Here is a 23,770-nt window from a genome sequence, read left to right as displayed (position 1 = left end):
GGCCGTGCAGAGGATTCACCTCTTATTGGGGGGAGTCCCCATACCCCCCAAGTGAAACTTCGGGCCCAACAAGGAGAGCAGGGAACCCAGATGGCGGAGCTCACGATCCGGCCGGAGGAGATCCGGGACGCGCTGGAGAACTTCGTCCAGTCGTACAAGCCGGACGCGGCCTCGCGCGAGGAGGTCGGTACGGTCACCCTTGCCGGCGACGGCATCGCGAAGGTCGAGGGCCTGCCCTCGGCCATGGCCAACGAGCTGCTGAAGTTCGAGGACGGCACCCTCGGCCTCGCCCTCAACCTCGAGGAGCGCGAGATCGGTGCCATCGTCCTCGGTGAGTTCAGCGGCATCGAGGAGGGCCAGCCGGTCACCCGCACCGGTGAGGTCCTCTCCGTGGCGGTCGGCGAGGGCTACCTCGGCCGCGTTGTCGACCCGCTCGGCAACCCGATCGACGGCCTCGGCGAGATCGAGACGTCCGGCCGCCGTGCGCTGGAGCTGCAGGCCCCCACGGTCATGCAGCGCAAGTCGGTGCACGAGCCGATGGAGACCGGCTACAAGGCCGTCGACGCCATGACCCCGATCGGCCGTGGTCAGCGTCAGCTGATCATCGGCGACCGGCAGACCGGCAAGACCGCCCTGGCCGTCGACACGATCATCAACCAGCGTGACAACTGGCGCACCGGCGACCCGAAGAAGCAGGTCCGCTGCATCTACGTCGCCATCGGCCAGAAGGGCTCCACCATCGCGTCGGTCCGCCGCGCGCTGGAGGAGAACGGCGCGCTGGAGTACACGACCATCGTCGCCGCCCCGGCGTCCGACCCGGCCGGCTTCAAGTACCTGGCGCCGTACACCGGTTCGGCCATCGGTCAGCAGTGGATGTACGAGGGCAAGCACGTCCTGATCATCTTCGACGACCTGTCGAAGCAGGCCGACGCCTACCGCGCCGTGTCGCTGCTGCTGCGCCGCCCGCCGGGCCGCGAGGCCTACCCCGGCGACGTCTTCTACCTGCACTCCCGGCTGCTGGAGCGCTGCGCCAAGCTCTCCGACGACATGGGTGCCGGTTCGATGACTGGTCTGCCGATCGTCGAGACCAAGGCCAACGACGTCTCGGCGTTCATCCCGACCAACGTCATCTCCATCACCGACGGCCAGTGCTTCCTGGAGTCGGACCTGTTCAACGCCGGTCAGCGTCCCGCGCTGAACGTCGGTATCTCCGTCTCCCGAGTCGGTGGTTCCGCCCAGCACAAGGCGATGCGCCAGGTCTCCGGCCGCCTCCGTGTGGACCTCGCCCAGTTCCGTGAGCTGGAGGCGTTCGCCGCCTTCGGTTCCGACCTGGACGCGGCCTCCAAGGCGCAGCTGGAGCGCGGTTCGCGCATGGTCGAGCTGCTGAAGCAGGACCAGTACCAGCCGATGGCCACCGAGGACCAGGTCGTCTCCGTCTGGGCCGGCACCAACGGCCGTATGGACGACGTCCCGGTCGCCGACATCCGCCGCTTCGAGCGGGAACTGATCGACTTCCTGCACCGGAAGCACCAGGGCCTGATGACCTCCATCAAGGAGGGCGCCAAGATGTCGGACGACACGATCCAGGCCGTCGACGACGCGGTGGCGGAGTTCAAGAAGCAGTTCGAGACGAGCGACGGCAAGCTGCTCGGCGAGGACACCCCGGCCGCCGCCGCCAAGTGACGTAAGGAAGGGACCTGACTCATGGGAGCCCAGCTCCGGGTCTACAAGCGTCGCATCCGATCCGTCACCGCGACCAAGAAGATCACCAAGGCGATGGAGATGATCGCCGCCTCGCGCGTCGTCAAGGCGCAGCGCAAGGTGGCGGCCTCCACGCCGTACGCGCAGGAACTGACCCGCGCGGTCACGGCGGTCGGCACCGGTTCGAACACCAAGCACCCGCTGACCACGGAGGCGGACAACCCGACCCGTGCCGCGGTCCTGCTCCTCACGAGCGACCGCGGCCTGGCCGGCGCCTTCAACTCCAACTCCATCAAGGCCGCGGAGCAGCTGACCGAGCGCCTGGAGCGCGAGGGCAGGCAGGTCGACACGTACATCGTCGGCCGGCGCGGTGTGGCCCACTACAACTTCCGTGAGCGCAAGATCGCGGAATCCTGGACGGGCTTCACCGACGAGCCCTCGTACGCGGACGCCAAGCAGGTCGCGGCGCCCCTGATCGAGGCCATCGAGAGGGAGACGGCGGACGGCGGCGTGGACGAACTCCACATCGTCTACACCGAGTTCGTCTCGATGATGACGCAGACGGCGATCGACTCCCAGCTGCTCCCTCTGCGCCTCGAAGAGGTCGCAGCGGAGGCCGCGCCCAAGGGCGAGATCCTGCCGCTGTACGACTTCGAGCCGTCGGCGGAGGACGTCCTGGACGCCCTGCTGCCGCGCTATGTGGAAAGCCGCATCTACAACGCGCTGCTCCAGTCGGCCGCTTCGAAGCACGCCGCCACGCGGCGCGCGATGAAGTCGGCCACCGACAACGCGGGCGAGCTGATCAACACGCTCTCCCGTCTTGCCAACGCGGCCCGCCAGGCCGAAATCACCCAGGAAATCAGCGAGATCGTCGGTGGCGCGAGCGCCCTGGCCGACGCGACCGCGGGGAGTGACCGATAATGACCACCACTGTTGAGACCGCGACGGCTACGGGCCGCGTCGCCCGGGTCATCGGCCCGGTCGTCGACGTGGAGTTCCCCGTCGACGCGATGCCGGAGATCTACAACGCCCTGCACGTCGAGGTCGCCGACCCGGCGAACGAGGGCGAGAAGAAGACGCTGACCCTGGAGGTCGCCCAGCACCTGGGTGACGGCCTGGTCCGCACCATCTCCATGCAGCCCACCGACGGTCTGGTCCGCCAGGCCGCGGTCACCGACACGGGCGCGGCCATCTCCGTCCCCGTCGGCGACTTCACCAAGGGCAAGGTGTTCAACACCCTCGGTGAGGTGCTGAACGTCGACGAGACCTACGACGGCGAGCGCTGGCCGATCCACCGCAAGGCGCCGAACTTCGACGAGCTCGAGTCGAAGACCGAGATGTTCGAGACCGGCGTCAAGGTCATCGACCTGCTGACCCCGTACGTCAAGGGCGGCAAGATCGGTCTGTTCGGCGGCGCCGGCGTCGGCAAGACGGTGCTCATCCAGGAGATGATCTACCGTGTCGCCAACAACCACGACGGTGTCTCCGTGTTCGCCGGTGTCGGCGAGCGCACCCGTGAGGGCAACGACCTGATCGAGGAGATGTCCGACTCGGGCGTCATCGACAAGACCGCGCTGGTCTTCGGTCAGATGGACGAGCCCCCGGGCACCCGTCTGCGCGTCGCGCTGGCCGGCCTGACCATGGCCGAGTACTTCCGTGACGTCCAGAAGCAGGACGTGCTGTTCTTCATCGACAACATCTTCCGCTTCACGCAGGCCGGTTCCGAGGTCTCCACCCTGCTCGGCCGCATGCCCTCCGCGGTGGGCTACCAGCCGAACCTGGCCGACGAGATGGGTCTCCTCCAGGAGCGCATCACCTCGACCCGGGGTCACTCGATCACCTCGATGCAGGCGATCTACGTCCCCGCGGACGACCTGACCGACCCGGCCCCGGCCACCACCTTCGCCCACCTCGACGCGACGACGGTTCTGTCCCGTCCGATCTCGGAGAAGGGCATCTACCCGGCCGTGGACCCGCTGGACTCCACGTCCCGGATCCTGGACCCGCGGTACATCTCCGCGGACCACTACAACGCGGCCATGCGCGTGAAGAACATCCTGCAGAAGTACAAGGACCTGCAGGACATCATCGCGATCCTCGGTATCGACGAGCTCGGCGAGGAGGACAAGCTCGTCGTCCACCGTGCCCGTCGTGTGGAGCGCTTCCTGTCCCAGAACACCCACGTGGCCAAGCAGTTCACCGGTGTGGACGGCTCGGACGTGCCGCTCGATGAGTCGATCACCGCGTTCAACGCGATCTGCGACGGCGAGTACGACCACTTCCCCGAGCAGGCGTTCTTCATGTGCGGTGGTCTCGAGGACCTGAAGAAGAACGCGAAGGAGCTGGGCGTCTCCTGAACTCGTTCCTGAGTTCGTGTGAGGGGGCGGGCGCGTCCCGCCCCCTCACACACGCCCCGTAGAATTGACCCCAACACCCGGCGCCCCTGCCGGGTGGTGACCCGAGGAGCCACTCTTGGCTGCTGAGCTGCACGTCGAGCTGGTCGCGGCCGACCGGAAGGTCTGGTCCGGCGAGGCCACCCTGGTCGTCGCGCGCACCACGTCCGGCGACATCGGCGTCATGCCCGGTCACCAGCCGCTGCTCGGTGTGCTGGAGTCGGGCCCGGTGACCATCCGTACGAGTGAAGGTGCGACGGTCATCGCCGCGGTGCACGGCGGATTCATCTCGTTCGCGGACGACAAGCTGTCGCTGCTGGCCGAGATCGCCGAGCTCTCGGACGAGATCGACGTCCAGCGCGCGGAGCGGGCGCTCGAGCGCGCCAAGGCGGCGGCCGACGCCTCCGCCGAGCGCCGCGCGGACGTGCGACTGCGCGCGGTGACGGCGGTGCGCTGAACGCGCCGCGCGATGTGATGACGTCACTCAGCCGCGGCCGGTACCGGAGCAATCCGGTACCGGCCGCGGCTGAGGTGAATGTGGGTGTTTTTTCCGTTCCATTACCTAGGAGACGAGGAGGTCGGTGCCGATGGTCCTCGCTCTGACTGTGTGCGGGCTCGTGGTCTTGCTCGTGGTAGTGGGACTCTTCGTGTTCGGTCTGCGGCGCAGGCTGATCCAGCGCTCGGGCGGCACCTTCGACTGCAGCCTGCGCTGGGACGTGCCGGAGAAGACCGACACCAGCGGCAAGGGCTGGAGCTACGGCGTGGCCCGCTACAACGGCGACCGCGTCGAGTGGTACCGCGTCTTCTCCTACGCCCCCCGCCCGCGCCGGACCCTGGAGCGCGCCTCCATCGAGGTGGCCGGCCGCCGGCTGCCCGAGGGCGAGGAGGAACTCGCCCTGCTGTCCGACGCGGTGATCCTCACCTGTCTGCACCGCGGCACCCGACTGGAACTCGCCATGAGCGAGGACGCCCTGACCGGCTTCCTGGCCTGGCTGGAGGCGGCCCCGCCCGGACAACGGGTGAACGTCGCGTAGAGCGCGGAAAAGCGCCGCGGGCGACCCGTGCTCCGGGGCCGCCCGCGGCGCGGGGGTGTGTCGCGGTGGGGGCTTGGCTCAGCCCCCGGTGGGGGTCAGCCGAGGCCGCTGTTGATGGCGCTCACGAGTTCACCGTTGCTGGTGTCGCCGCTGAACTCCCAGAAGAACGCGCCGCCCAGACCCTGGGACTTCACCCAGCTCATCTTGGAGGCGATGGTGGCGGGGGTGTCGTACGACCACCAGTTGCTGCCGCAGTGGGCGTAGGCCGTGCCCGCGATCGTGCCGGTGACCGGGCAGGAGCCCTTGAGGACCTTGTAGTCCTCGATGCCCTGCTCGTAGGTGCCGGCCGCCGGGCCCGTGGCCGTGCCGCCGGGGGCGTCCTGGGTGACGCCGGTCCAGCCGCGGCCGTAGAAGCCGATGCCGATGAGCAGCTTGTTCGCCGGCACGCCGATCGCCTTGTACTTGGCGATCGCGTCGGCCGTGGTGAACCCGTCCTTCGGGATGCCGCTGTAGGAGGTGAGCGGGGAGTGCGGGGCGGTGGGGCCCTTGGCGTCCCAGGCGCCGAAGAAGTCGTACGTCATCACGTTGTACCAGTTGAGGTACTGCGCGGCGCCCGCGTAGTCGGCGGCCTCGATCTTGCCGCCGGCCGAGCCGTCAGCGGTGACCGCGGCGCTGACCAGGGCGGAGGAGCCGAACTTGGCACGCAGCGCGGCCATCACGTCCCTGAACGCGGCCGCCCCGCTGGTGTCGCAGCTCAGGCCGCAGGCGTTCGGGTACTCCCAGTCGATGTCGATGCCGTCGAAGACGTCGGCCCAGCGCGGGTCGTGCACCAGGTCGTAGCAGGACTGGGCGAAGGCCGCCGGGTTCTTGGCCGCGTCGCCGAACCCGCCGGACCAGGTCCAGCCGCCGAAGGACCACAGCACCTTGATGTTGGGGTACTTGGCCTTCAGCTCGCGCAGCTGGTTGAAGTTGCCGCGCAGCGGCTGGTCCCAGGTGTCGGCGACACCGCTGACGGACTGGTCGGCGGTGAAGGCCTTGTCGTAGTCGGCGTAGGAGTCGCCGATCGCGCACTTGCCGCCGGTGACGTTGCCGAAGGCGTAGTTGATGTGCGTGATCTTGGACGCGGAGCCGGACGTCACCAGGTTCTTGACGTTGTAGTTGCGGCCGTAGATGCCCCACTCGGTGAAGTAGCCGAGCCGGACCTTGTCGCCGGTGGGCGGGGGATTGGTGCCGCCTCCGGTGGTGTGCACGGCGACCGAGCCGCTGACCGGACCGGTCTGGTCGGCGGTGTCGCGGGCCTGCACGGTGTAGGAGTAGTCGGTGCCGGCGGTCAGGCCGGTGTCCGAGTACGAGGTGGTGGTGACGGTGGCGACCTTCTTGCCGTCACGCAGGACGTCGTAGTTCTTGACGCCCTTGTCGTCCGTGGCCGCGCCCCAGGACAGCTTCACCGAGGTGTCGGTGATGCTGGAGGCGGTCGGCGTGCCGGGCGCGGAGGGCGGGTTGTCGCCGGGGACGCTCGGACCGCCGTCGCAACTGCCGCCGTTGAGCGCACAGTTGCTGGGTGAGCCCGGTCCGGAGCCGTTGAAGCCGAAGGAGACGGACGCGCCGGGGGCGATGGTGCCGTTCCAGCCGGCGTTCTTGGCGGTCCAGTGGTTGCCGGAGTTGGTGACGGTGGCGTCCCAGGCGGAGGTCACCTTCGTGTCGGAGGGGAAGTCCCACTCGACGGTCCAGGAGCTGATGGCGGCGGAGCCGGTGTTCTTGACGGTCCACTGCCCGCCGAAGCCGGTGCCCCAGTCGCTGGTCTTGGTGAACGTGGCGGTGGCGGTGCTCGCGGCCTGGGCGGGGGCCGCGGCGAGGCCGACCAGTCCGGCCAGGGGGAGCAACAGGGTCGCGAACCCTGCCGCGGCTCTGTGTCTGAAGCGCATGCTGCGCCCTCCGTTGTCAGGGTGGTTGACGCGGGCATGACTGAGCCTCCATGCCCGCAGTGCTGCGAGAGTAGAAAGGTCTGGACCACAGGTCAATAGGTCTGGACCACTTTGATGTGGGCTTTCTTGATCCCCAACTCCCTTGCGGATCACGGTGTTTGTCCCGGAGCTCGCGCCTTCTTACCCGCGGGGCACCCGCTCGCCGTCCTTCTCCGAACCAGGGGCCGTACCCTGTGCGGCCATACGGACCTGCGAGGAGGGTGCATGACGGACGCGACGCGCCCCGGCGCGGTGCTGGTCGTGGACGACGACGCGGCGATCCGCCGCTCACTGGAGCGCGGACTGCGGCTGAGCGGATTCGCGGTGCGCACCGCCGGCGGCGGATCCGAGGCGCTGGCCGCCATCGGCGAGGCGCCCCCCGACGTGCTGGTCCTCGACGTGTCGATGCCCGGCATGAGCGGCATCGAGCTGTGCACCAGGCTCCGCCAGGAGGGCCAGGACCTGCCCGTGCTCATGCTCTCCGCCCTCGACGAGACCGCCGACCGCATCGCCGGACTCCAGGCGGGCGGGGACGACTACCTCGTCAAGCCGTTCGCCCTCCAGGAACTCGTCCTGCGCCTGCACGCCCTGCTGCGCCGCCGGCCACCCGCCGGACGCGAGGTGCTGCGCGTGGCCGACCTCGTCGTCGACCCGGCCGCCCGCACCGCCGAGCGCGCCGGCCGGCCGCTGGAGCTGACCCGGCGCGAGTTCGAACTCCTGGAGGTGCTCGCCCGCAACGCCGGCCTGGTCCTCACCCGCGACCAGCTGCTCGACCGGGTCTGGGGCTACGACTTCGACGTGCGCACCGACGCCGTCGACACCTTCGTCAGCTACCTGCGCCGCAAGCTGGAGGCCGGCGGGCTGCCCCGGCTCGTCCACACCGTGCGCGGGGTGGGCTTCGTCCTGCGGGAGACGAGCGGGGCGGCCGACACGCCGCGGACACCCGGGGCGGGACGGCTCACGCCATGAGGCTCTCTACCCGCATAGGCATCGCCGTCGGCTGCACCGTCCCGCTGCTCGTGGCCGCCTCCGGGTGGCTGCTGCTGCACCTCGTCGCCCGCGACCTGCACCGCGTGGAGGACGACCACCTCGCACAGCGCGCCGCGGCCGTCGCCCCCGACGCCCGCGCCCTGCTGCGGGCCACCGAGAACGGCCGGCCCAAGGCTGCCGACACCCGGGAACGGCGCCTGTTCACCGCCGCGCTCGACGTCGGCGTACGCGTCGTCGGTCCGGACGCCACCTTCAGCGGTGGCCCCCAGCCCGGCCCTCTGGTCCACCTGCCCGCTCGGGCCGGCCGGCCGGTCACGCTGCGCGGCGGCGGGCGCAGCTGGCGCGCGCTGTCCCGGCCGGTCCAGGCGGCCGGGGTCTCCGGCACCCTGTGGGTGTTCTCCCCGGACACCGCCGACCGCGCCCAACTGCGCGCCGTGCGCCGCCGGGTGGCCTTCACCGCGCTGCTCGCCGCCCCGGTGTCCGGGCTGCTGGCCTGGGGGCTGGCCGCCGGGGCGAGCGCGCCCCTGCGCCGCCTCACCCGCCGTACCGCCGGACTCGACCCGCGCACCACCGCCGCCCGCCCCGACCAACGGCCCACCGGTGTCACCGAGGTCGACGAGCTCGCCGCCACCGTCCGCACCGTCCTCGCCCGCTACGACGAGCAGACCGCCCGCACCACCGAGGCGCTCGACACGGCCCGCTCCTTCTCCTCGGCCGCCGCCCACGAGCTGCGCACCCCGCTGATGAGCATGGGCACCAACCTCGACATCCTCGCCGACCACCCGGAGCTGCCCGAGCCCGACCGCTCGGAGGTCCTGACCGATCTGCGCCGCGAGCACACCCGGCTGCTCGGCCTGCTGGTCATGCTGCGCGAGCTGGGGCGCGGCGACCTCGTGGAGGCGGAGGCGTTCGGCGCCGTCGACGTCTGCGAGGCCGCCGACGCGGCCGTGGCCGACGCCAGGCGCCGCGCCCCCGACGCCGAGATCGCCCTCGACGCCCCGCCCGGGCTCACCGTGCACGGCTGGGAGCCCGGCCTGCGGCTGCTGCTGGACAACCTCCTCGCCAACGCGCTCGCCCACGGCCGGGACGCGGCCGGCCGGGCCAGGATCGCCGTGGGGCTGCGGTGTGCCGGGGACCAGGTGGTGATCACGGTGGACGACCACGGCGGGGGCGTACCGCCCGAGGCGCGCGAGGCGGTCTTCGAACGGTTCCGGCGCGGCCCGGGCAGCGCGGGCTCCGGCCTCGGCCTCACCCTCGTCGCCCAGCAGGCCGCGCTGCACCGGGGGAGCGTCACGGTCACCGACGCGCCGGGCGGCACGGGGGCGCGCTTCGAGGTACGGCTGCCCTCCGCCGGAGGCGCGCTGCCCGAGCGGCGGGACTGGCTGATCGGCACGGCGGGGACCGCCCGGACAGCCGGGGCAAACCGGTCACAGAGTTTCCCCAAGGACCGTCCGTAGCCTGCGGTCGCGACGGACGGACGACGGGCCGTCCCGCGACCCGAAACGGAGGACGGAAAGATGCACGCACCACGACGGACGCGCACGCTGCTGACGGCACTCGCCGTGACGGCGGCCCTGGCGGCCACCACCGGGGTGGCCACCGCCGACAGCACCCCCGCCCCCGCGGCCAGTGCGGCCGCCAAGCACTCCGGCGACGGGGCGAAGGCGCTGTGCAGGCGCGTGCCCAAGCTGGACCGGCGGATCGACCGGGCCCTGAAGCGGCTGGACGCGGGAGCCGGCACGCGCGGCTCGATCTCCCGGCTGGAAAAGCGCGTCGACAACGCCAAGAAGGCCGGCCACACCGAGATCGCCACCTACCTCCAGGACCGCCTGGACTTCCGCAAGTCTCTGCGCAACAACCTGGAGAAGCGGCACAAGGACCTCGCCGCCGTGAAGACCTGGTGCGCGGCGAACGGCGACGGCAAGGCGGCCGGCTGATGCGCGCCCGGTGGGCGGCCGGCACGGCGGCGTCGGTGTCGCTGCTCGTGGCACTCACCGCCGGCTGCGCCCACCACACCGGAACGCCGGCCACGGCGGCGTCGTCGTCCACCGGGACCGACGCGTCCACCGGGAGCGGTGGGACGGGCGCGTCCACCGGGAGCGGCGGGACCGCCGCGTCCTCGGCGTCCGCGCCGGGCACGGCTGCCTCGGGTTACGCCGACATGGAGAAGAAGGTGAACGCCGCCGAGTCCGCGGCGGCCGCCGCCGACAAGGACGCGACGAGCGACGCCGACCGCTGACCCGCCCCGCGCCCCCGGTCCGCCGGGGGCGCGCAGGCGCGGGCTCGGGCCGCCCGGGGGAGCGGGGTCAGCGTTCCCCGCCCGGGACCCACAGCACGTCCCCGGTCTCCTTGTTGGCCGTACGGGCCAGGATGAACAGGAGGTCGGAGAGGCGGTTGAGGTAGGTCGCGGTGAGGGGGTTCATCGCCTCGCCGTGCGCCTCGAGCGCGGCCCACGTCGAACGCTCGGCCCGGCGGACCACCGTGCACGCCTGGTGGAGCAGGGCCGCGCCGGGGGTGCCGCCGGGCAGGATGAAGGAGCGCAGCTTCTCCAGCCGCTCGTTGAAGCGGTCGCAGTCCGCCTCCAGCCGGTCGACGTAGAACTGCTCCACCCTGAGCGGCGGGAACGCCGGGTTCTCCACCACCGGCGTGGAGAGGTCCGCGCCCACGTCGAACAGGTCGTTCTGCACCCGGGTGAGGACCTCGACGATCTCCCCCTCGAGCCCGCCCAGCGCGATGGCCGTGCCGATGACGGCGTTCGCCTCGTTGGCGTCGGCGTAGGCGGAGATCCGCAGATCGGTCTTGGCGACCCGGCTCATGTCGCCGAGGGCCGTCGTGCCCTTGTCGCCGGTCCTGGTGTAGATGCGCGTCAGATTGACCATGCGGCCAGCGTAGTTACGCCCCGGCCGTACGGAAGACGCGTGTGCCCACGATCACGGAGAACGCCGCGAAACCGACGGCCACGAGGACGCCGTACAGCATGTGCGCGCTCGCGTACCGGCCGACGTAGGCGTCGCGCACCGCGTCCACCAGATAGCGGAACGGCACGAGGTGCGACAGCACGTCCAGCCAGCGCGGCGCCAGGCTCATCGGCAGCATCAGGCCGGACAGCAGCATGGACGGCATCGACACCATGTTGATCAGCGGGCCGAACTCCTGCGGGGTGCGCACCAGCATCCCGAGCGCGTACGACAGCGAGGCCAGCGACAGCGTGAGCAGGGCCACGAAGGCGAAGCCGATCACGATGCCCGCCAGCGGCGCGCGCAGGCCCATGACCAGCGCGGCGAGCACCAGCAGCACCGCCTGGAAGACGAACACCGTGGCGTCCCGCAGCACCCTGCCGAGCAGCAGCGCCAGACGGCTGACCGGGGTCACGCGCATGCGCTCGACCACCCCCTGCCCCTTCTCCATGATGATCGCGAAGCCCGCGAACAGCGCGCCGAACAGCCCGAGTTGGAGCAGCAGGCCGGGGACGAGCACCTGCCAGGAGCTGCCCCGGCCGCCCAGCGGCAGCCCGGTGAGCAGCGGGCCGAAGAACAGCAGGTAGAGCAGGGGTGTGAGCACGCCGAAGAGCAGCGCGAAGCGGGAGCGCAGGGACTGGCGGGCGTAGCGGCCGTAGATGAGGGCCGTGTCATGGAGCAGCATGCTGGGCGTCCTTGGGGGTCTGTCCCGCGCTGATGGCGAGGAAGGCGTCCTGGAGCGAGGCGTCGGTCGAGCCGCCGTGGCGCAGCTTCAGCGCGCTCGGCGTGCCCTCGGCCGCGACCACGCCCCGGTCGACGACGACCAGCCGGTCGCAGAGCGCGTCCGCCTCGTCCAGGTAGTGGGTGGTGAGGAACACGGTGGTGCCCCGCTCCTCGCGCAGGCGGCCCACCAGGCTCCACAGGTTCGCGCGGCTGCCGGGGTCGAGGCCGGTGGTCGGCTCGTCGAGGAAGAGTACGCGGGGGCGGTGGGTGAGGGCCATGGCGATGTCGAGGCGGCGGCGCCGGCCGCCGGAGAGGGTGCCGGCCTTCCGGTCGAGCAGTTCGTCCATGCCCAGGGCGTGCGCCAACTCCTCCGCGCGCGCCATGGCCTGATGTTTCGTCAGGCGGTAGAGGCGGCCCTGGGTGACCAGTTCCTCCCGCACGGTGATCTGCCCGTCGACGCCGCCGGACTGCGCCACGTACCCGCACGCCCGGCGCACGCCCGCCGGGTCCGAGGCCAGGTCGTGGCCCGCGATGGAGGCCGTGCCGCCGGTCGGGGCGAGCAGGGTGGTGAGCATCCGCAGGGTGGTGGTCTTGCCGGCGCCGTTGGGGCCGAGCAGGCCGAGGATCTCGCCCTCGGCGACGGTGAGGTCGATGCCGCGCACCGCCGCCACCGGGCCGCGTTTGGTCTGGAAGGTGCGGGCCAGTCCGGCCGCGCTGATGACTGCTGCCATGGCGCCAACAAAAACAGAGACTCACCAAATTCGCAATGACCCCAAGTTTTCAGCGACGTCAGGGAAGCTAGGATTCGGCCATGGCGGAGGGACTCAGGGAGCGGAAGAAGCGGCGGACCCGGCAGTACATCTCGGACGTGGCCACCGGGCTGTTCGTCGAGCGCGGCTTCGACGCCGTGACGGTCGCCGAGGTCGCCGAGGCGGCCGACGTGTCCGTGAACACGGTCTACAACTACTTCCCGGCCAAGGAGGACCTCTTCCTCGACCGCTCCAGCGGCGTCGTCGACCGGCTCGCCCGCTGGGTGCGCGGCCGCGACGAGGGCGAGTCGGCGGCCCGCGCGGTGCTGCGCGAGCTGCGCGGCGAGGTCGAGGCGGTCTCGCCGCGGATCGGGCTGTTCTCCGGGCACGCGGCTTTCATGCGGGTCGTCGAGCAGGCGCCCGCGCTGCGCTCCCGGCTGTGGGCGATCGGCCAGGAGGCGCAGTCCAGCCTGGAGGCGGCGCTGCGCGAGGAGACCAGTGCGGCGGACGGGGATCCGCTGCCGCATCTGATGGCAGGTCAGATCGGCTGGGCGCACAGCACCGTCATGGCCGTCATCGGGCGGGAGATGGGCAAGGGGCGCAATCCGCGCGAAGTGTCCCGAGAGGTACTGGACCTGCTCGACGACATCGAGGACCTGTTGAGCGAAAAGGTGCTCAACTACGCCGTCCGGGGCGCGGCGTGACGCCTGCGGGTGTGATGTCCGTCATCTGAGACGTGACGCGCATTACTTACTGGTCACACAGCCCCGCGCGGGCGCTAGTGTCCGCTCCAGAGCCGAACGTAAGCAGTGTGTAAGCGCTCACATCACCGTCGCCGGCGCGGCCGCGCGGCAGTCGCGCACCCGCAGGACCACCGCACGGCAACCGTTCAGCACTCGTCCGCGATCGGCAGTACTCGTCAGCAGTCGTCAGCATTCGTTCAAAGGGGAGTCGGAGTGGCACGGAAGCTCGCCGTCATCGGAGCCGGTCTCATGGGGTCCGGCATCGCCCAGGTCTCCGCGCAGGCGGGCTGGGACGTCGTCCTGCGGGACGTCACCGACGAGGCACTGAGGCGTGGCACGGACGGAATCAAGGCGTCGTACGACAAGTTCGTGAGCAAGGGCAAGCTGGCGGCGCAGGACGCCGAGGCCGCCCTCGCCCGCATCACCCCCACCACCGACCTGGACGCGGCCGCCGACGCGGACGTCGTCGTCGAGGCCGTCTTCGAGAAGCTCGACGTCAAGCACGACATCTTCCGCACCCTCGACAAGCTGGTGCGCGAGGACGCCGTGCTCGCCTCCAACACCTCCGCCATCCCGATCACCAAGATCGCTGCCGTCACCGAGCGCCCCGAGCGGGTCGTCGGCGTCCACTTCTTCTCGCCGGTGCCGATGATGCAACTCGTCGAGCTCGTACGCGGCTACAAGACCAGCGACGAAGCCCTCGCCACCGCGCGGGAGTTCGCCGAGTCCGTCGGCAAGACGTGCATCGTCGTCAACCGGGACGTCGCCGGATTCGTGACGACCCGTCTCATCTCGGCGCTCGTCGTCGAGGCCACCAAGCTCTACGAGTCGGGCGTCGCCAGCGCCGAGGACATCGACCTCGCCTGCAAGCTGGGCTTCGGGCACGCCATGGGCCCGCTCGCCACCGCCGACCTCACCGGCGTCGACATCCTGCTGCACGCCACCGGCAACATCTACACCGAGACCCAGGACGAGAAGTTCGCCCCGCCGGAGCTGATGCGCCGGATGGTTGACGCCGGTGACATCGGGCGCAAGAGCGGGCAGGGCTTCTACAAGCACTGAAACCCCACAGCCCACCACCGACGTCACCCGGTTGGGTGAATTCGGTATCGGTTCGCTTACAAGCAGCAACCGGACCGCCACAGAAGCAGTCAGACGTTGCACAGCCACCGTCATGGAGCACGCCACCGCAGTCACGGGGAGCGCATATGTACATCAGGGGCGACCACGCCGAGCTGGTCGTCGGGGGCCGCCTCGACGTCCGCAGCGCGGCGGACGCCCGTACGGTCCTGCACTCGGCCGTCGACGGCGGTGCCGGAGACCTCGTCCTTGACCTGTCCGCGCTCGACTCCTGGGACGCCACCGGACTCGGCGTCATCATGGGCGCACACCGGCGCGCCGGCCGCTGCGGCCGGCGGCTGGTGCTGCGCGGGGTGCCGGCGCAGCTGCAGCGCCTGCTGGTGGCCACCCGGCTGCACCGCATCCTCGCCATCGAGGGCGGCATCGGGGTCGACTCCCTGCCCCGCGTCTGACCGTCCCTCACGGCCGGTGGCCCAGCCGCCGGAACCGGTCGTTCCGTACAGGTGTGAAACGGGCGACGCGGGGGACCCGGGCGGGTGTCGTCGAAACGTACGACGCGTGCAATCCTCATGAGACTGTGACGTCTCGGACGGCGCGGCACCCCGGGCTGTCGTAGATACTGTGCGAAGGTTTAGGGTTCGGTCGCCCGCTGCCATGCAACCCTCACGCGGGCCCGGACCAGAAGCGACAGCGCGGAGTGCGGCAAGGCCGGGAGGGGCTGGCCGGTGTCAGCACACGACGCTTTTGGGGGGCTTGGAACCTATGGACCCGAACACCCGGGAACCCGAGGGCATGGGCCCTGACGGCGACGGCCACGCGCCGGGCCGCCGGCCGCCCAGGGAATCCCTCTCGGCCGACTTCGGACAGCACGCACCCGCGCTCGCCCGCACCGTGCAGCTCGTCGCGGGCGACTTCCTTCTCACCGTCAACCCCGTGGACGGCAGCGAGATAGAGGCCTGCCCGCCCGGAGAGCGCCCCGAGCCGCCCCGCAAGTACACCGAGGCCGAGCGCGCCGAGCACGACCGCGCCGCCCGTCCGCCCGTACCGCCGGGCCCGGCGCCGTCCGCCGAGCCGCTCCTGGAGCGCCAGGACGAACGCGAGCAACTGGTACGGCTGCTCGCGCGCGGCCGCTCGGTACGGCTGACCGGCCCCGGCGGCTCCGGCCGCACCAGCCTCCTCGACCTCGTCGCCGAGGACTGCTCCGACCTCGCCCCCGACGGCGTGGTCCGCCTCACCGGCTTCCGCCGCACCGCCACCGACGTGCTGTACGACCTCTTCCACGCCGTCCACAGCGCGCCCCTGCACCGGCCCGACCGCGCCGAACTGCTCGAGTACGTCCGCGACATCGGCGCGGTCGTCGTCCTCGACGACGTCGAGTTCGGCGGCAGCGCCCTCGACGAACTCCTCGAGGCCACCCCCGAGTGCGCCTTCCTCCTCTCCGCCACCCCGGACGTGCCCGCCCCGTCCGCCGAGTCCGCCGTCGAGGAGGTCGTCCTCGGCGGGCTCGACCGGGCCGGGGGAGTGGAACTCATCGAGCGCGGAGTGGGCCGGGTGCTCACCGAGGAGGAGGCCAACTGGGCCGGCGACCTCTGGTTCGAGTCCGAGGGCCTGCCCCTGCGCTTCATCCAGGCCGGCGCCCTGCTGCGCCAGCACGACCAGCTCAGGGCCGCCACCAACGCCGTCGACGAGTACGGCGTCTTCGAGGACGCGCCCCCCGCGGACGCCGTCGCCGAAGGCGGCGAGGGCGACGACGTACCCCTGCCCTCCCTCGGCGAGGCCGCCGCGCCCGCCCCGCTGCTCGCCAAGCGGCTGTCCGCCTCCGCGCGCGCCACCCTGCGGTTCGCCGTGGCGCTCGGCGGCGAGGTGCCCCACCAGGCCCACCTGCCCGCGCTGATCGGCGACACCCACGCCGACGCCGCCCTCGGCGAGCTGGCGGGCTGCGGCCTGGTCTCCCCGGTCGGCTCCCGCTACCGGCTCGCCTCCGGCGTGCTCACCCAGCTGGAGGCCGCAGGGTACGGCGAGGACGCCGTGACCCTGGCCCGGACCGCCGCCCAGCACTACGCCTGGTGGGCCGGGCACCCCTCCGTCACGCCCGAGCGGGTGTGCGCGGAGGCCGACGCCGTGCTCGCCGCGCTGGCCGTGCTGGTGCCGGCCACCTCACCGGCCGGCGAAGACGAGGAGAGCACCGCGGTGCAGCTCGCCCGCACCGCCGCGCCCGCCTTCGCCGCCGGCCTGCACTGGAGCGCCTGGGAACGCGCCCTGCGCTCCGGCGCCGAGGCCTCCCGGCTCGCCGGGGAGGTCACCGAACAGGCGTACTTCCACCACGAGTTGGGCATCCTCGCGCTCTGCGGGGGGCTGCTGGACCGGGCCCGCGCCGAGCTGGAGGCCTCCATCGGGCTGCGCGGCGCCCTCGCCGACAAGCGCGGCACCGTCGCCGGGCGCCGCGCCCTCGCCCTCGTCGCCGACCGCTCCGGCACGGTGCCGGGCCTCGCCGCCATCGCCGGGGACGAGGTGCCCGACGCCCGCACCGAGGAGTCGGCCTCGCCGCCCGGTGGCACGCCCACCGCCTTCCCCGCGCTCCAGCCGCCCGCCGACGCCTCCGCGCTGGTCACCTACCAGATGTCCGGCACCGCGGGCCCGGCAGCGACGCCGTACGCCTCCTACTCCTCCGCGGCTCCGTCCAAGCCCCGGGTCGGCCTCAAGGGGCTCGCCCGGCGCAACGTGGTGGCGGCCGGCGCGGGCGCGCTGCTCGCCGCGGTCCTCGGCACCGTGGTGACGCTGGGCGCCACCTCCCACAACGACGCCAACAACCCCTCCGACAACGTCGGCGTCAACCCCTCCGCCAGCCAGGGCCCCGACGACGGCAGTCTCGGCGCCGACACCCCGAAGCAGAGCGACGCCCCCAAGAGCGACACCGGAAAGGCCACCAGCCGCCCCACCAACCCGGGCCCGAAGGGCACCTCGGGCGACTCGGCCCCGCCCGCCGCGACGGCCCGCCCGTCGGACCACCCGACCGGGACCAGGGGCACGGGCGGAGGCACCGGCACGACCCCGGAGCCCTCCAAGCCACCGACGTCCAAGCCGTCACCCTCGTCCAAGCCGTCCGACTCGCCGTCGAAGCCGGCGCCTCCGTCGACCCCCGCGCCGCCGCCCTCCTCGGCCAGCCCGTCCGCGAGCCAGTCGACGACCAGCCCCTCGGTCTCCAACTCGGCCAGCCGCAGCGCTTCCGCCGCCCCCACCGCCTCCGGCGGCCCGGCAAGCACCCCGGCGAAAACCGCCGGCACGGGCTCCCCGAGCAGCTCGGGCAACACGGTGATGTAACCGGGGTGCCCCCGGCCGACACCCGGGCCGGCCGCCCGCCCGGCGGCGGCCCGGCCGTACGGCGGCCGCCCGCGCGGCAGCGGCTGCCCGCCCGGGCCGTTCGGCGGCGGTCGTTGTCTGTCTGCGGCACTCGCCATCCGGCGCGCACGGCAGCCGGGCCACCCGCCCGTCCGGCGGCGTCCGCCCACTGGGCGACGCCCGCCCGCCCGTCCGGGCCGGCGGCTGGCGGCATCCGGCCGCACGGCGGTGGACGGCGGCCGGGCCGTTCGCCGTTCGGCAGCGGTCGTTGTCTGTCTGCGGCACTCGCCATCCGGCGCGCACGGCAGCCGGGCCACCAGCCCGTCCGGCGGCGTCCGCCCGCTGGGCGACGCCCGCCCGTCCGGGCCGGCTGCCTGGCTGGCGGCATCCGGCCGCACGGCGGTGGACGGCGGCCGGGCCGTTCGCCGGTCGGCAGCGGTCGTTGTCTGTCTGCGGCACTCGCCATCCGGCGCGCACGGCAGCCGGGCCACCAGCCCGTCCGGGCGACGCCCGTCCGCTGGGTGACGCCCGCCCGTCCGGGCCGGCCGCCCGCCCGGCAGCATCCCGCCCGCCCGGCGGTGGACGGCGGCCAGCCCGGTCCGTCGTGCGGCGGCGGTCGCTGTCCGTCCGGCACCCGGCCGTCCGGCGGCGGTTGGGCGTCCGTCGGGGGTGTGTGCGCCCGTGTCGGATGTTCCGTCGCCCGTGGTCAGAACAGGCGGAGTTTGTCGTCCTCGATGCCTCGTAGGGCGTCGTAGTCCAGGACCTGGCAGCCGATTCCGCGGTCGGTGGCCAGGACCCGTGCCTGGGGCTTGATTTCCTGGGCCGCGAAGATGCCGCGTACCGGGGCGAGATGCGGGTCGCGGTTCAACAGCTCCAGGTAGCGCGTGAGTTGCTCGACGCCGTCGATCTCACCGCGTCGCTTGATCTCGACCGCGACCGTACCGCCGTCCGCGTCCCGGCACAGGATGTCCACCGGCCCGATGGCCGTCATGTACTCGCGCCGGATGAGCGTGTAGCCCTCGCCGAGCGTCTCGATGCGGTCGGCGAGCAGCTCCTGGAGGTGCGCCTCCACACCGTCCTTGATCAGCCCCGGGTCCACGCCGAGTTCGTGCGAGGAGTCGTGGAGGATCTCCTCCATCGTGATGATGAGCTTCTCGCCCGCCTTGTTGACGACCGTCCAGACGCCCTCGTCCTCGTCCGTGCCCTCCTTGAGGGTGCACGGCGGCGACATCCAGTTCAGGGGCTTGTAGGCCCGGTCGTCCGCGTGGATCGAGACGCTGCCGTCCGCCTTGACCAGGATCAGACGGGGCGCTGACGGCAGATGGGCGGTGAGCCGGCCGGCGTAGTCGACGGAGCACCGGGCGATGACGAGACGCATGGTCGGCAACGCTACTCGACGCACCGCACCGCGCGCGATTCGCCCGGACCGGCCGCCCCCGCGGACCACGGAACGCCCCTTCGCGGGCGCCCCTTTTTTCCCTGGATCACCCGTGTTCACTTGTGGCCGATTGTGTGCCCAACCCGCCCTGCCTCTACGTGCATTCGCCTGGTGGCCCCTCGTTCTGATGCTTACGGTAGTGACCGGGAGGTCGCGCTATGTGTACGCACCGTGTTCGATATCGCGAACCTCCCTTATCTGTCCGGCAACCCCTGCTGTTCGGGGGTGCGAGAGGAGAACCCATGTCGCTCGACGTCTCACCGGCCCTACTGGAACAGGCCGAGCGAGGCGAGGTCGACGAAGCAGACTTCGTCGACTGCGTCCGGACCTCCCTGCCCTACGCATGGGAGATGATCAGCTCCCTGGTGGCCCAGCTGAAGGTGGACGGCGGCAACTTCGCCGACAACCAGACGCCCCCGCCGGACGAGCAGGCACGCGGTCAGCTCCTGCGTGCGCTCGCGAGTGACGCCATACGCGGTGCGCTGCAGCGGCACTTCGGTGTGCGCCTGGCCTTCCAGAACTGCCACCGGGTGGCGGTGTTCCCGCTGGACGCCTCGGCCGACGAGTCGCTGACCCGCTTCACCTCGGTGCGCGGCCAGCTGCTCAACCAGTCCCCGGAGCTCAGGGACTGCTGAGTCGGTCTTTCGCCCGCTTGCCGCTCCGCCCGCGGGAGGTGTTCAGTGCTGGGGCGGCAAGCCATCCCGCGACGCGACCCTCACCCCAGGTGGGGCAGGACCTCGGCGCCCAGCCGCCGCACGTTCTCCTCCGTCGCCGCGAGGTCGCCCGAGCCCTCGACGAGCAGGGCGAAGCGGGTGATCCCGGTCCGCTCGGAGGTCGCCGCGAGCCGGTCGGCGCACAGCCGTGGCGTGCCCACCGGGTGCAGCCCGCACAGCAGCTCGGTGTAGGCCAGCGGATCGCGCATCGAGCGGGCCCGGCCGTCCACCGTGACATGGGCGTCCAGCCCCTGTTTCAGCCAGCCCGGCATCGACTTCACCAGCGTCTCCACCGCGTCCGTGCGCCGGTCGGCGATCTGGCAGACGCCCGCCGAAACATGGCCGGCGCCCCGGATCTCCTCGGGCGGGCGCCCCGCGGCCCGCGCGCAGCGCCGCCACAGGGCGACCATCTCGGCCTTCTCCTCGTCCCCGACGTGCATCCCCAACAGCATCGGCAGCCCGCGCTCGGCGGCCAGCCGGACACTGGCGGGTGAGGTGCACGCGACGACGACCTCCGGGCCGGGGGCGTCCGTCAGCGCCTCGCAGGGGCGGGGCACCACGGGGACCTCACGGAAGGTGAATCGTTCCCCCGAGGCGGAGACCGCCGGCTCGCGCAGCCAGCGCACCAGCAGGTCGAGTGATTCCGGGAACCCCTTCTCGTACGCCTCGAGGCCGGTTGCGAAGACCTCGAGGTCCACCCACGGGCCGCCGCGCCCCACGCCCAGCGAGAAGCGCCCCCCGCTGGTCACGTGGAGCAGCGCTGCCTGCTCGCCGAGCGCCACCGGATGGACGGTGGGCAGCACGCTGACCGCGGTGCCCACCCGCAGCCAGCGGGTGCGGCCGAGCAGCAGCGCCGCCAGGGTGATCGCCGAAGGGCACGTCCCGTACGGTACGAAGTGGTGCTCGGCGAGCCAGACCGCGTCCAGGCCGGCCTCCTCGGCCACCTCCGCCGTACGGACCGCCCGGTGCAGAGTTTCCCCTTGGCCCTGCCCCGGGAACTGGGCCGCCAGCACGAAACTTCCAACGCGCATTGCCTTTTCCTGCTTCCTTGGCTCCGACACGGAGCTCCCCCACCCGGCATAACCGGCCGACACGTGCCGAAGACACGGCCTGGCGGAGAGATTTCCGGATTGTCTGCGGAATGCCTCGTGGGGCAGGGGGACTTGTGGGGGTTGGTCGGTAATCGGTTCCTTGCGCCTACCCCGCCCCGCGCCGCGTACGCTGGACGCGGTCCCTGCTCCCCGAACAGCTCCGTGAGGTGTCCCGTGTCCCCGCGTCGCAACCGCCCCAAGGGTTCCGGCTCGTCCGGCCGGAGCGCCGAGGACGACCCCGCGGGCCGCTACGGCGGCCTGCAGGCCACGGAGAGCTGGCGGGGCGAGGACTGGAGCGTGCGCCATGTCGCGGGGGCGAGCGCGCAGGGAAAGACCTACCGCTGCCCGGGCTGCGACCAGATGATCCCCTCCGGCGTCCCGCACGTGGTGGCCTGGCCCGAGCACGCGGGCGTGGACGACCGCAGGCACTGGCACAAGGCCTGCTGGAACGCGAAGGACCGCCGCACCACGCGGGTGCAGCGGTCCCGTAACGCGCCGAAGTTCTAGGCCGGCTGGGCCCCCGTCGGGGCCGTGGGGCTCATACGTCCCGCTTCTGCAGCAGCGCCCAGGCGCCGGCGAAGGCGACGGCCGTCGTGCCCAGGATGATCCACAGCGGGTCCCAGCCCGAAGGGCCGGACTGAGAAAGGGAGTTGGAGTAGAACACGCTCAGCTGGTTCGGGATGGAGTACTCGAACAGGGCCTGGCGCACCTTCTCCAGCGACCGCGCGAACATGAACAGCGCGATGACCAGGGGCGCGAGCACGACGCCGATCATGATGGTGATGGCGCCCGCCGAGTGCCGCAGCACCGAGCCGATGACGAGCGAGAGCAGGCCGAGCAGCGCCATGTAGAGGCTGACGCCGACCGTCGCCTTGAACCACTCCGCACCGGTGGGCTGCCGCGCGTGCGTGCCGTCCAGCATGGCGGTCTGCGCCAGGGCGACCAGGGCCGTGGACACCAGGGACACCGTGAAGGCGACGAGGAAGAAGACGATCGCCTTCGCCGCGAGCACCCGCCCCCGGCTCGGGCACGCGGTCATCGTGGTGCGGATCATGCCGGTGCCGTACTCCGAGGCGGTCGTCAGCACGCCGAGCGTCATGACGCAGATGCTGCCGAGCAGCAGCCCGAAGAAGCCCAGCGCGAGCGGGTTCTCGTTGCCGGACAGGTCCGCGGAGGAGTTGACGACCACGGCTCCGGTCAGCAGCCCGATCCCGATCACGAGCAGGACGAAGACCCCGAGCGTCCACATCGTGGAGCGCACCGACTTGATCTTCGTCCACTCCGAGGCGAGCGCGTGCCCGAGGTGCGTGCGCACGACCGGGATCGGCGAGGTGTACGAGGGGAACGCGGAACCGGGTGCCGCCTGCCAGGTCGGCGCTGCCTGCGGCATGGGGGACTGGGGCGTGCTCATCGGGCGTCCTCGGGCTTGGTGGAGTCGGCGGCGGAGGTGGGCTCGGCGGCGGAGGTGGGCTCGGCGGGCGCGCTCGGGGGAGCGGCCTGGGCGTACGGGTTCGGGCCGCCCGCACCGGGGCCGCCCGCGGCCGGAGCGCCGTACGGATTCGGGGCGCCGGCGCCCGGAGCGCCGTACGGACCCGCGGCCGGCTGCCCGGGCGCGCCCTGCGGCGGCCCCTGCGGCGGCGCGAACGGCTGACCGCCCTGCTGCGGCGGCGGAGGCGCGTACCAGCCGGGCTGGCCCTGGCCGGGCACCGGCACCGGCGGCTGCGCGCCGGGCGGCAGGGGCTGCATCAGCCCCGCCTTCTGGTCGGTGGTGGAGCGGTAGTCGACGGCGCCCTGCGTCATCCGCATGTACGCCTCCTCCAGCGAGGCCTGGTGCGGGGACAGCTCCCACAGCCGTACGTCCGCCTCGTGCGCGAGGTCGCTGATGCGGGGCAGCGGCAGGCCGGTCACCCGCAGCGCGCCGTCCTGCTCGGGCAGCACGTGCCCGCCCGCCTCGGTCAGCGCGGCGGTGAGCTTCTCGCGCAGCTGGGGCTCGGCGTCCGGGGTGCGGACCCGGGCGAAGTCGGCCGAGTTCGCGGAGATGAAGTCCGTCACGCTCATGTCGGCGAGCAGCTGCCCGCGCCCGATGACGATCAGGTGGTCCGCGGTCAGTGCCATCTCGCTCATCAGATGACTGGAGACGAACACGGTCCGCCCCTCGGCGGCCAGCGCCTTCATCAGATTGCGCACCCAGAGGATGCCCTCGGGGTCAAGACCGTTCACCGGCTCGTCGAACAGCAGCACCTGCGGGTCGCCCAGCAGCGCGGCGGCGATGCCGAGCCGCTGGCCCATGCCGAGCGAGAAGCCCTTGGACCGCTTCTTCGCCACGCCCTGGAGACCGACGACGCCGAGCACCTCGTCGACCCGGCGGGCCGGGATGCCGGAGAGCTGGGCCAGGCAGAGCAGATGGTTGCGGGCGGAGCGGCCGCCGTGCACGGCCTTCGCGTCGAGCAACGCGCCGACCTGGCGGGGGGCGTTCGGCAGCCTGCGGTACGGATAGCCGCCGATCGTCACCGTCCCCGCGGTGGGGTTGTCCAGGCCGAGGATCATCCGCATGGTCGTCGACTTGCCCGAGCCGTTCGGCCCGAGGAAGCCGGTGACGGCTCCGGGCCGCACCTGGAAGGAGAGGTTGTACACAGCGGTCTTGTCGCCGTAGCGCTTGGTCAGGCCGACTGCCTCGATCATGCTCCGCACCCATCGAAAGGTTCACGTCAGGGCACACGCCCCCGTAAGGGTTAGGAGGATAACCGGGCGCTGACGGTTCCGCCCAAAAGAAGGTAAAAGACGGAAGCCCCTGTCACACGGGTGACAGGGGCTTCACGCCGAACCGGAACCGCTCGGCGGACCGTGCGGCGGCG

At 71.9% G+C, this 23,770-nt stretch carries 23 protein-coding genes; 15 read left to right on the top strand and 8 right to left on the bottom strand.

Going from position 1 to position 23,770, the window contains the following annotated elements:
- Positions 1–90 precede the first annotated feature (90 nt).
- The 5 genes from atpA to IE217_RS16365 all read left to right on the top strand — a co-directional run bounded on the left by atpA (position 91) and on the right by IE217_RS16365 (position 5,128).
- Positions 91–1,683 carry a F0F1 ATP synthase subunit alpha gene (gene atpA, locus IE217_RS16385; protein ID WP_190178614.1) on the top strand — a complete coding sequence of 531 codons (1,593 nt, stop codon included), beginning with the start codon at positions 91–93 and terminating at the stop codon, positions 1,681–1,683.
- A 21-nt stretch (positions 1,684–1,704) separates the two neighbouring features.
- Positions 1,705–2,622 (top strand): F0F1 ATP synthase subunit gamma, encoded by a 918-nt coding sequence (locus IE217_RS16380; protein WP_190178613.1) that lies wholly within the window; start codon positions 1,705–1,707, stop codon positions 2,620–2,622.
- Positions 2,622–4,058 (top strand): F0F1 ATP synthase subunit beta, encoded by a 1,437-nt coding sequence (gene atpD, locus IE217_RS16375; protein WP_190178612.1) that lies wholly within the window; start codon positions 2,622–2,624, stop codon positions 4,056–4,058. The genes IE217_RS16380 and atpD overlap by 1 nt, the downstream gene beginning before the upstream one ends.
- Before the next feature lie 115 nt (positions 4,059–4,173).
- Positions 4,174–4,551 carry a F0F1 ATP synthase subunit epsilon gene (locus tag IE217_RS16370; RefSeq protein ID WP_189705429.1) on the top strand — a complete coding sequence of 126 codons (378 nt, stop codon included), beginning with the start codon at positions 4,174–4,176 and terminating at the stop codon, positions 4,549–4,551.
- Positions 4,552–4,681: 130 nt separating this feature from the next.
- Complete coding sequence (locus tag IE217_RS16365) at positions 4,682–5,128, top strand: DUF2550 domain-containing protein (RefSeq protein ID WP_190178611.1); 447 nt, start codon at positions 4,682–4,684, stop codon at positions 5,126–5,128.
- Positions 5,129–5,223: 95 nt separating this feature from the next.
- Here the strand turns inward: IE217_RS16365 and IE217_RS16360 are convergent, their stop codons facing one another.
- Complete coding sequence (locus IE217_RS16360) at positions 5,224–7,053, bottom strand: glycoside hydrolase family 18 chitinase (RefSeq protein WP_190178610.1); 1,830 nt, start codon at positions 7,051–7,053, stop codon at positions 5,224–5,226.
- Between the two features lie 264 nt (positions 7,054–7,317).
- Here IE217_RS16360 and IE217_RS16355 point away from each other — a divergent pair, with 264 nt between their 5' ends.
- Genes IE217_RS16355 through IE217_RS16340 form a run of 4 tightly spaced genes read left to right on the top strand, consistent with a single transcriptional unit; the run spans position 7,318 to position 10,321 of the window.
- Positions 7,318–8,061, top strand: a complete 744-nt coding sequence (locus IE217_RS16355) for a response regulator transcription factor (protein WP_190178609.1) — start codon at positions 7,318–7,320, stop codon at positions 8,059–8,061.
- Positions 8,058–9,539 carry a sensor histidine kinase gene (locus tag IE217_RS16350; protein ID WP_190178608.1) on the top strand — a complete coding sequence of 494 codons (1,482 nt, stop codon included), beginning with the start codon at positions 8,058–8,060 and terminating at the stop codon, positions 9,537–9,539. Before IE217_RS16355 ends, IE217_RS16350 begins: the two co-directional genes overlap by 4 nt.
- Positions 9,540–9,599: 60 nt before the next feature.
- On the top strand, positions 9,600–10,019 hold the full coding sequence (locus IE217_RS16345) for a hypothetical protein (protein ID WP_190178607.1): 420 nt from the start codon (positions 9,600–9,602) through the stop codon (positions 10,017–10,019).
- Positions 10,019–10,321 carry a hypothetical protein gene (locus IE217_RS16340; RefSeq protein WP_190178606.1) on the top strand — a complete coding sequence of 101 codons (303 nt, stop codon included), beginning with the start codon at positions 10,019–10,021 and terminating at the stop codon, positions 10,319–10,321. The genes IE217_RS16345 and IE217_RS16340 overlap by 1 nt, the downstream gene beginning before the upstream one ends.
- A gap of 67 nt (positions 10,322–10,388) precedes the next feature.
- Here the strand turns inward: IE217_RS16340 and IE217_RS16335 are convergent, their stop codons facing one another.
- The 3 genes from IE217_RS16335 to IE217_RS16325 are packed head-to-tail and all read right to left on the bottom strand — an operon-like array spanning position 10,389 to position 12,493.
- Positions 10,389–10,961: a cob(I)yrinic acid a,c-diamide adenosyltransferase gene (locus IE217_RS16335; protein ID WP_190178605.1), complete on the bottom strand. Its 573-nt coding sequence runs from the start codon at positions 10,959–10,961 to the stop codon at positions 10,389–10,391.
- A gap of 13 nt (positions 10,962–10,974) precedes the next feature.
- Complete coding sequence (locus IE217_RS16330) at positions 10,975–11,724, bottom strand: ABC transporter permease (protein ID WP_190178604.1); 750 nt, start codon at positions 11,722–11,724, stop codon at positions 10,975–10,977.
- Positions 11,711–12,493: an ABC transporter ATP-binding protein gene (locus tag IE217_RS16325; protein ID WP_190178603.1), complete on the bottom strand. Its 783-nt coding sequence runs from the start codon at positions 12,491–12,493 to the stop codon at positions 11,711–11,713. The genes IE217_RS16330 and IE217_RS16325 overlap by 14 nt, the downstream gene beginning before the upstream one ends.
- A gap of 80 nt (positions 12,494–12,573) precedes the next feature.
- On the opposite strand from IE217_RS16325, the gene IE217_RS16320 reads away from it, so the two are divergent.
- From IE217_RS16320 to IE217_RS16305, 4 genes are all read left to right on the top strand, one after another.
- Positions 12,574–13,215, top strand: coding sequence for a TetR/AcrR family transcriptional regulator (locus IE217_RS16320; protein WP_190178602.1), 642 nt, complete (start codon positions 12,574–12,576; stop codon positions 13,213–13,215).
- A 252-nt stretch (positions 13,216–13,467) separates the two neighbouring features.
- On the top strand, positions 13,468–14,316 hold the full coding sequence (locus IE217_RS16315; protein ID WP_190178601.1) for a 3-hydroxyacyl-CoA dehydrogenase family protein: 849 nt from the start codon (positions 13,468–13,470) through the stop codon (positions 14,314–14,316).
- Between the two features lie 146 nt (positions 14,317–14,462).
- Positions 14,463–14,786, top strand: a complete 324-nt coding sequence (locus tag IE217_RS16310; RefSeq protein WP_190178600.1) for an STAS domain-containing protein — start codon at positions 14,463–14,465, stop codon at positions 14,784–14,786.
- A gap of 310 nt (positions 14,787–15,096) precedes the next feature.
- Positions 15,097–17,655, top strand: coding sequence for a P-loop NTPase family protein (locus IE217_RS16305; protein ID WP_190178599.1), 2,559 nt, complete (start codon positions 15,097–15,099; stop codon positions 17,653–17,655).
- 724 nt (positions 17,656–18,379) lie between these two features.
- On the opposite strand, the gene nucS is transcribed toward IE217_RS16305, so the two are convergent.
- On the bottom strand, positions 18,380–19,051 hold the full coding sequence (gene nucS, locus IE217_RS16300; RefSeq protein ID WP_190178598.1) for an endonuclease NucS: 672 nt from the start codon (positions 19,049–19,051) through the stop codon (positions 18,380–18,382).
- A 302-nt stretch (positions 19,052–19,353) separates the two neighbouring features.
- Between nucS and IE217_RS16295 the strand changes: the two genes are divergently transcribed.
- Positions 19,354–19,746, top strand: a complete 393-nt coding sequence (locus tag IE217_RS16295) for an SCO5389 family protein (RefSeq protein ID WP_190178597.1) — start codon at positions 19,354–19,356, stop codon at positions 19,744–19,746.
- 80 nt (positions 19,747–19,826) lie between these two features.
- Here IE217_RS16295 and IE217_RS16290 read toward each other — a convergent pair whose 3' ends face one another.
- Complete coding sequence (locus tag IE217_RS16290; RefSeq protein WP_190178596.1) at positions 19,827–20,855, bottom strand: LLM class flavin-dependent oxidoreductase; 1,029 nt, start codon at positions 20,853–20,855, stop codon at positions 19,827–19,829.
- Between the two features lie 234 nt (positions 20,856–21,089).
- Between IE217_RS16290 and IE217_RS16285 the strand changes: the two genes are divergently transcribed.
- A complete protein-coding gene (locus tag IE217_RS16285) occupies positions 21,090–21,422 on the top strand; it encodes an Rv1322 family protein (protein ID WP_190178595.1) in 333 nt (110 codons plus the stop codon).
- Between the two features lie 31 nt (positions 21,423–21,453).
- Here IE217_RS16285 and IE217_RS16280 read toward each other — a convergent pair whose 3' ends face one another.
- Together IE217_RS16280 and IE217_RS16275 are read right to left on the bottom strand one after the other, a co-directional pair.
- Positions 21,454–22,326: an ABC transporter permease gene (locus IE217_RS16280; protein ID WP_190178594.1), complete on the bottom strand. Its 873-nt coding sequence runs from the start codon at positions 22,324–22,326 to the stop codon at positions 21,454–21,456.
- Complete coding sequence (locus tag IE217_RS16275) at positions 22,323–23,597, bottom strand: ABC transporter ATP-binding protein (protein WP_190178593.1); 1,275 nt, start codon at positions 23,595–23,597, stop codon at positions 22,323–22,325. The genes IE217_RS16280 and IE217_RS16275 overlap by 4 nt, the downstream gene beginning before the upstream one ends.
- Positions 23,598–23,770 lie beyond the last annotated feature (173 nt).

The organism is Streptomyces naganishii JCM 4654, from assembly GCF_014650575.1.
GTDB classification, from domain to species: Bacteria; Actinomycetota; Actinomycetes; order Streptomycetales; family Streptomycetaceae; genus Streptomyces; species Streptomyces naganishii.
The sequence above is the reverse complement of the archived record's forward strand: the minus strand, read 5'-3'. Positions and strand labels throughout refer to the sequence as shown.

What these genes read in the sequence shown, in the direction of transcription:
- atpA (WP_190178614.1), top strand. Translation starts at nt 91, where the DNA reads ATGGCGGAGCTCACGATCCGGCCGGAGGAGATCCGGGACGCGCTGGAG.
- IE217_RS16380 (WP_190178613.1), top strand. Translation starts at nt 1,705, where the DNA reads ATGGGAGCCCAGCTCCGGGTCTACAAGCGTCGCATCCGATCCGTCACC.
- atpD (WP_190178612.1), top strand. Translation starts at nt 2,622, where the DNA reads ATGACCACCACTGTTGAGACCGCGACGGCTACGGGCCGCGTCGCCCGG.
- IE217_RS16365 (WP_190178611.1), top strand. Translation starts at nt 4,682, where the DNA reads ATGGTCCTCGCTCTGACTGTGTGCGGGCTCGTGGTCTTGCTCGTGGTA.
- IE217_RS16360 (WP_190178610.1), bottom strand. Translation starts at nt 7,053, where the DNA reads ATGCGCTTCAGACACAGAGCCGCGGCAGGGTTCGCGACCCTGTTGCTC.
- IE217_RS16355 (WP_190178609.1), top strand. Translation starts at nt 7,318, where the DNA reads ATGACGGACGCGACGCGCCCCGGCGCGGTGCTGGTCGTGGACGACGAC.
- IE217_RS16350 (WP_190178608.1), top strand. Translation starts at nt 8,058, where the DNA reads ATGAGGCTCTCTACCCGCATAGGCATCGCCGTCGGCTGCACCGTCCCG.
- IE217_RS16345 (WP_190178607.1), top strand. Translation starts at nt 9,600, where the DNA reads ATGCACGCACCACGACGGACGCGCACGCTGCTGACGGCACTCGCCGTG.
- IE217_RS16340 (WP_190178606.1), top strand. Translation starts at nt 10,019, where the DNA reads ATGCGCGCCCGGTGGGCGGCCGGCACGGCGGCGTCGGTGTCGCTGCTC.
- IE217_RS16335 (WP_190178605.1), bottom strand. Translation starts at nt 10,961, where the DNA reads ATGGTCAATCTGACGCGCATCTACACCAGGACCGGCGACAAGGGCACG.
- IE217_RS16330 (WP_190178604.1), bottom strand. Translation starts at nt 11,724, where the DNA reads ATGCTGCTCCATGACACGGCCCTCATCTACGGCCGCTACGCCCGCCAG.
- IE217_RS16325 (WP_190178603.1), bottom strand. Translation starts at nt 12,493, where the DNA reads ATGGCAGCAGTCATCAGCGCGGCCGGACTGGCCCGCACCTTCCAGACC.
- IE217_RS16320 (WP_190178602.1), top strand. Translation starts at nt 12,574, where the DNA reads ATGGCGGAGGGACTCAGGGAGCGGAAGAAGCGGCGGACCCGGCAGTAC.
- IE217_RS16310 (WP_190178600.1), top strand. Translation starts at nt 14,463, where the DNA reads ATGTACATCAGGGGCGACCACGCCGAGCTGGTCGTCGGGGGCCGCCTC.
- IE217_RS16305 (WP_190178599.1), top strand. Translation starts at nt 15,097, where the DNA reads ATGGACCCGAACACCCGGGAACCCGAGGGCATGGGCCCTGACGGCGAC.
- nucS (WP_190178598.1), bottom strand. Translation starts at nt 19,051, where the DNA reads ATGCGTCTCGTCATCGCCCGGTGCTCCGTCGACTACGCCGGCCGGCTC.
- IE217_RS16295 (WP_190178597.1), top strand. Translation starts at nt 19,354, where the DNA reads ATGTCGCTCGACGTCTCACCGGCCCTACTGGAACAGGCCGAGCGAGGC.
- IE217_RS16290 (WP_190178596.1), bottom strand. Translation starts at nt 20,855, where the DNA reads ATGCGCGTTGGAAGTTTCGTGCTGGCGGCCCAGTTCCCGGGGCAGGGC.
- IE217_RS16280 (WP_190178594.1), bottom strand. Translation starts at nt 22,326, where the DNA reads ATGAGCACGCCCCAGTCCCCCATGCCGCAGGCAGCGCCGACCTGGCAG.
- IE217_RS16275 (WP_190178593.1), bottom strand. Translation starts at nt 23,597, where the DNA reads ATGATCGAGGCAGTCGGCCTGACCAAGCGCTACGGCGACAAGACCGCT.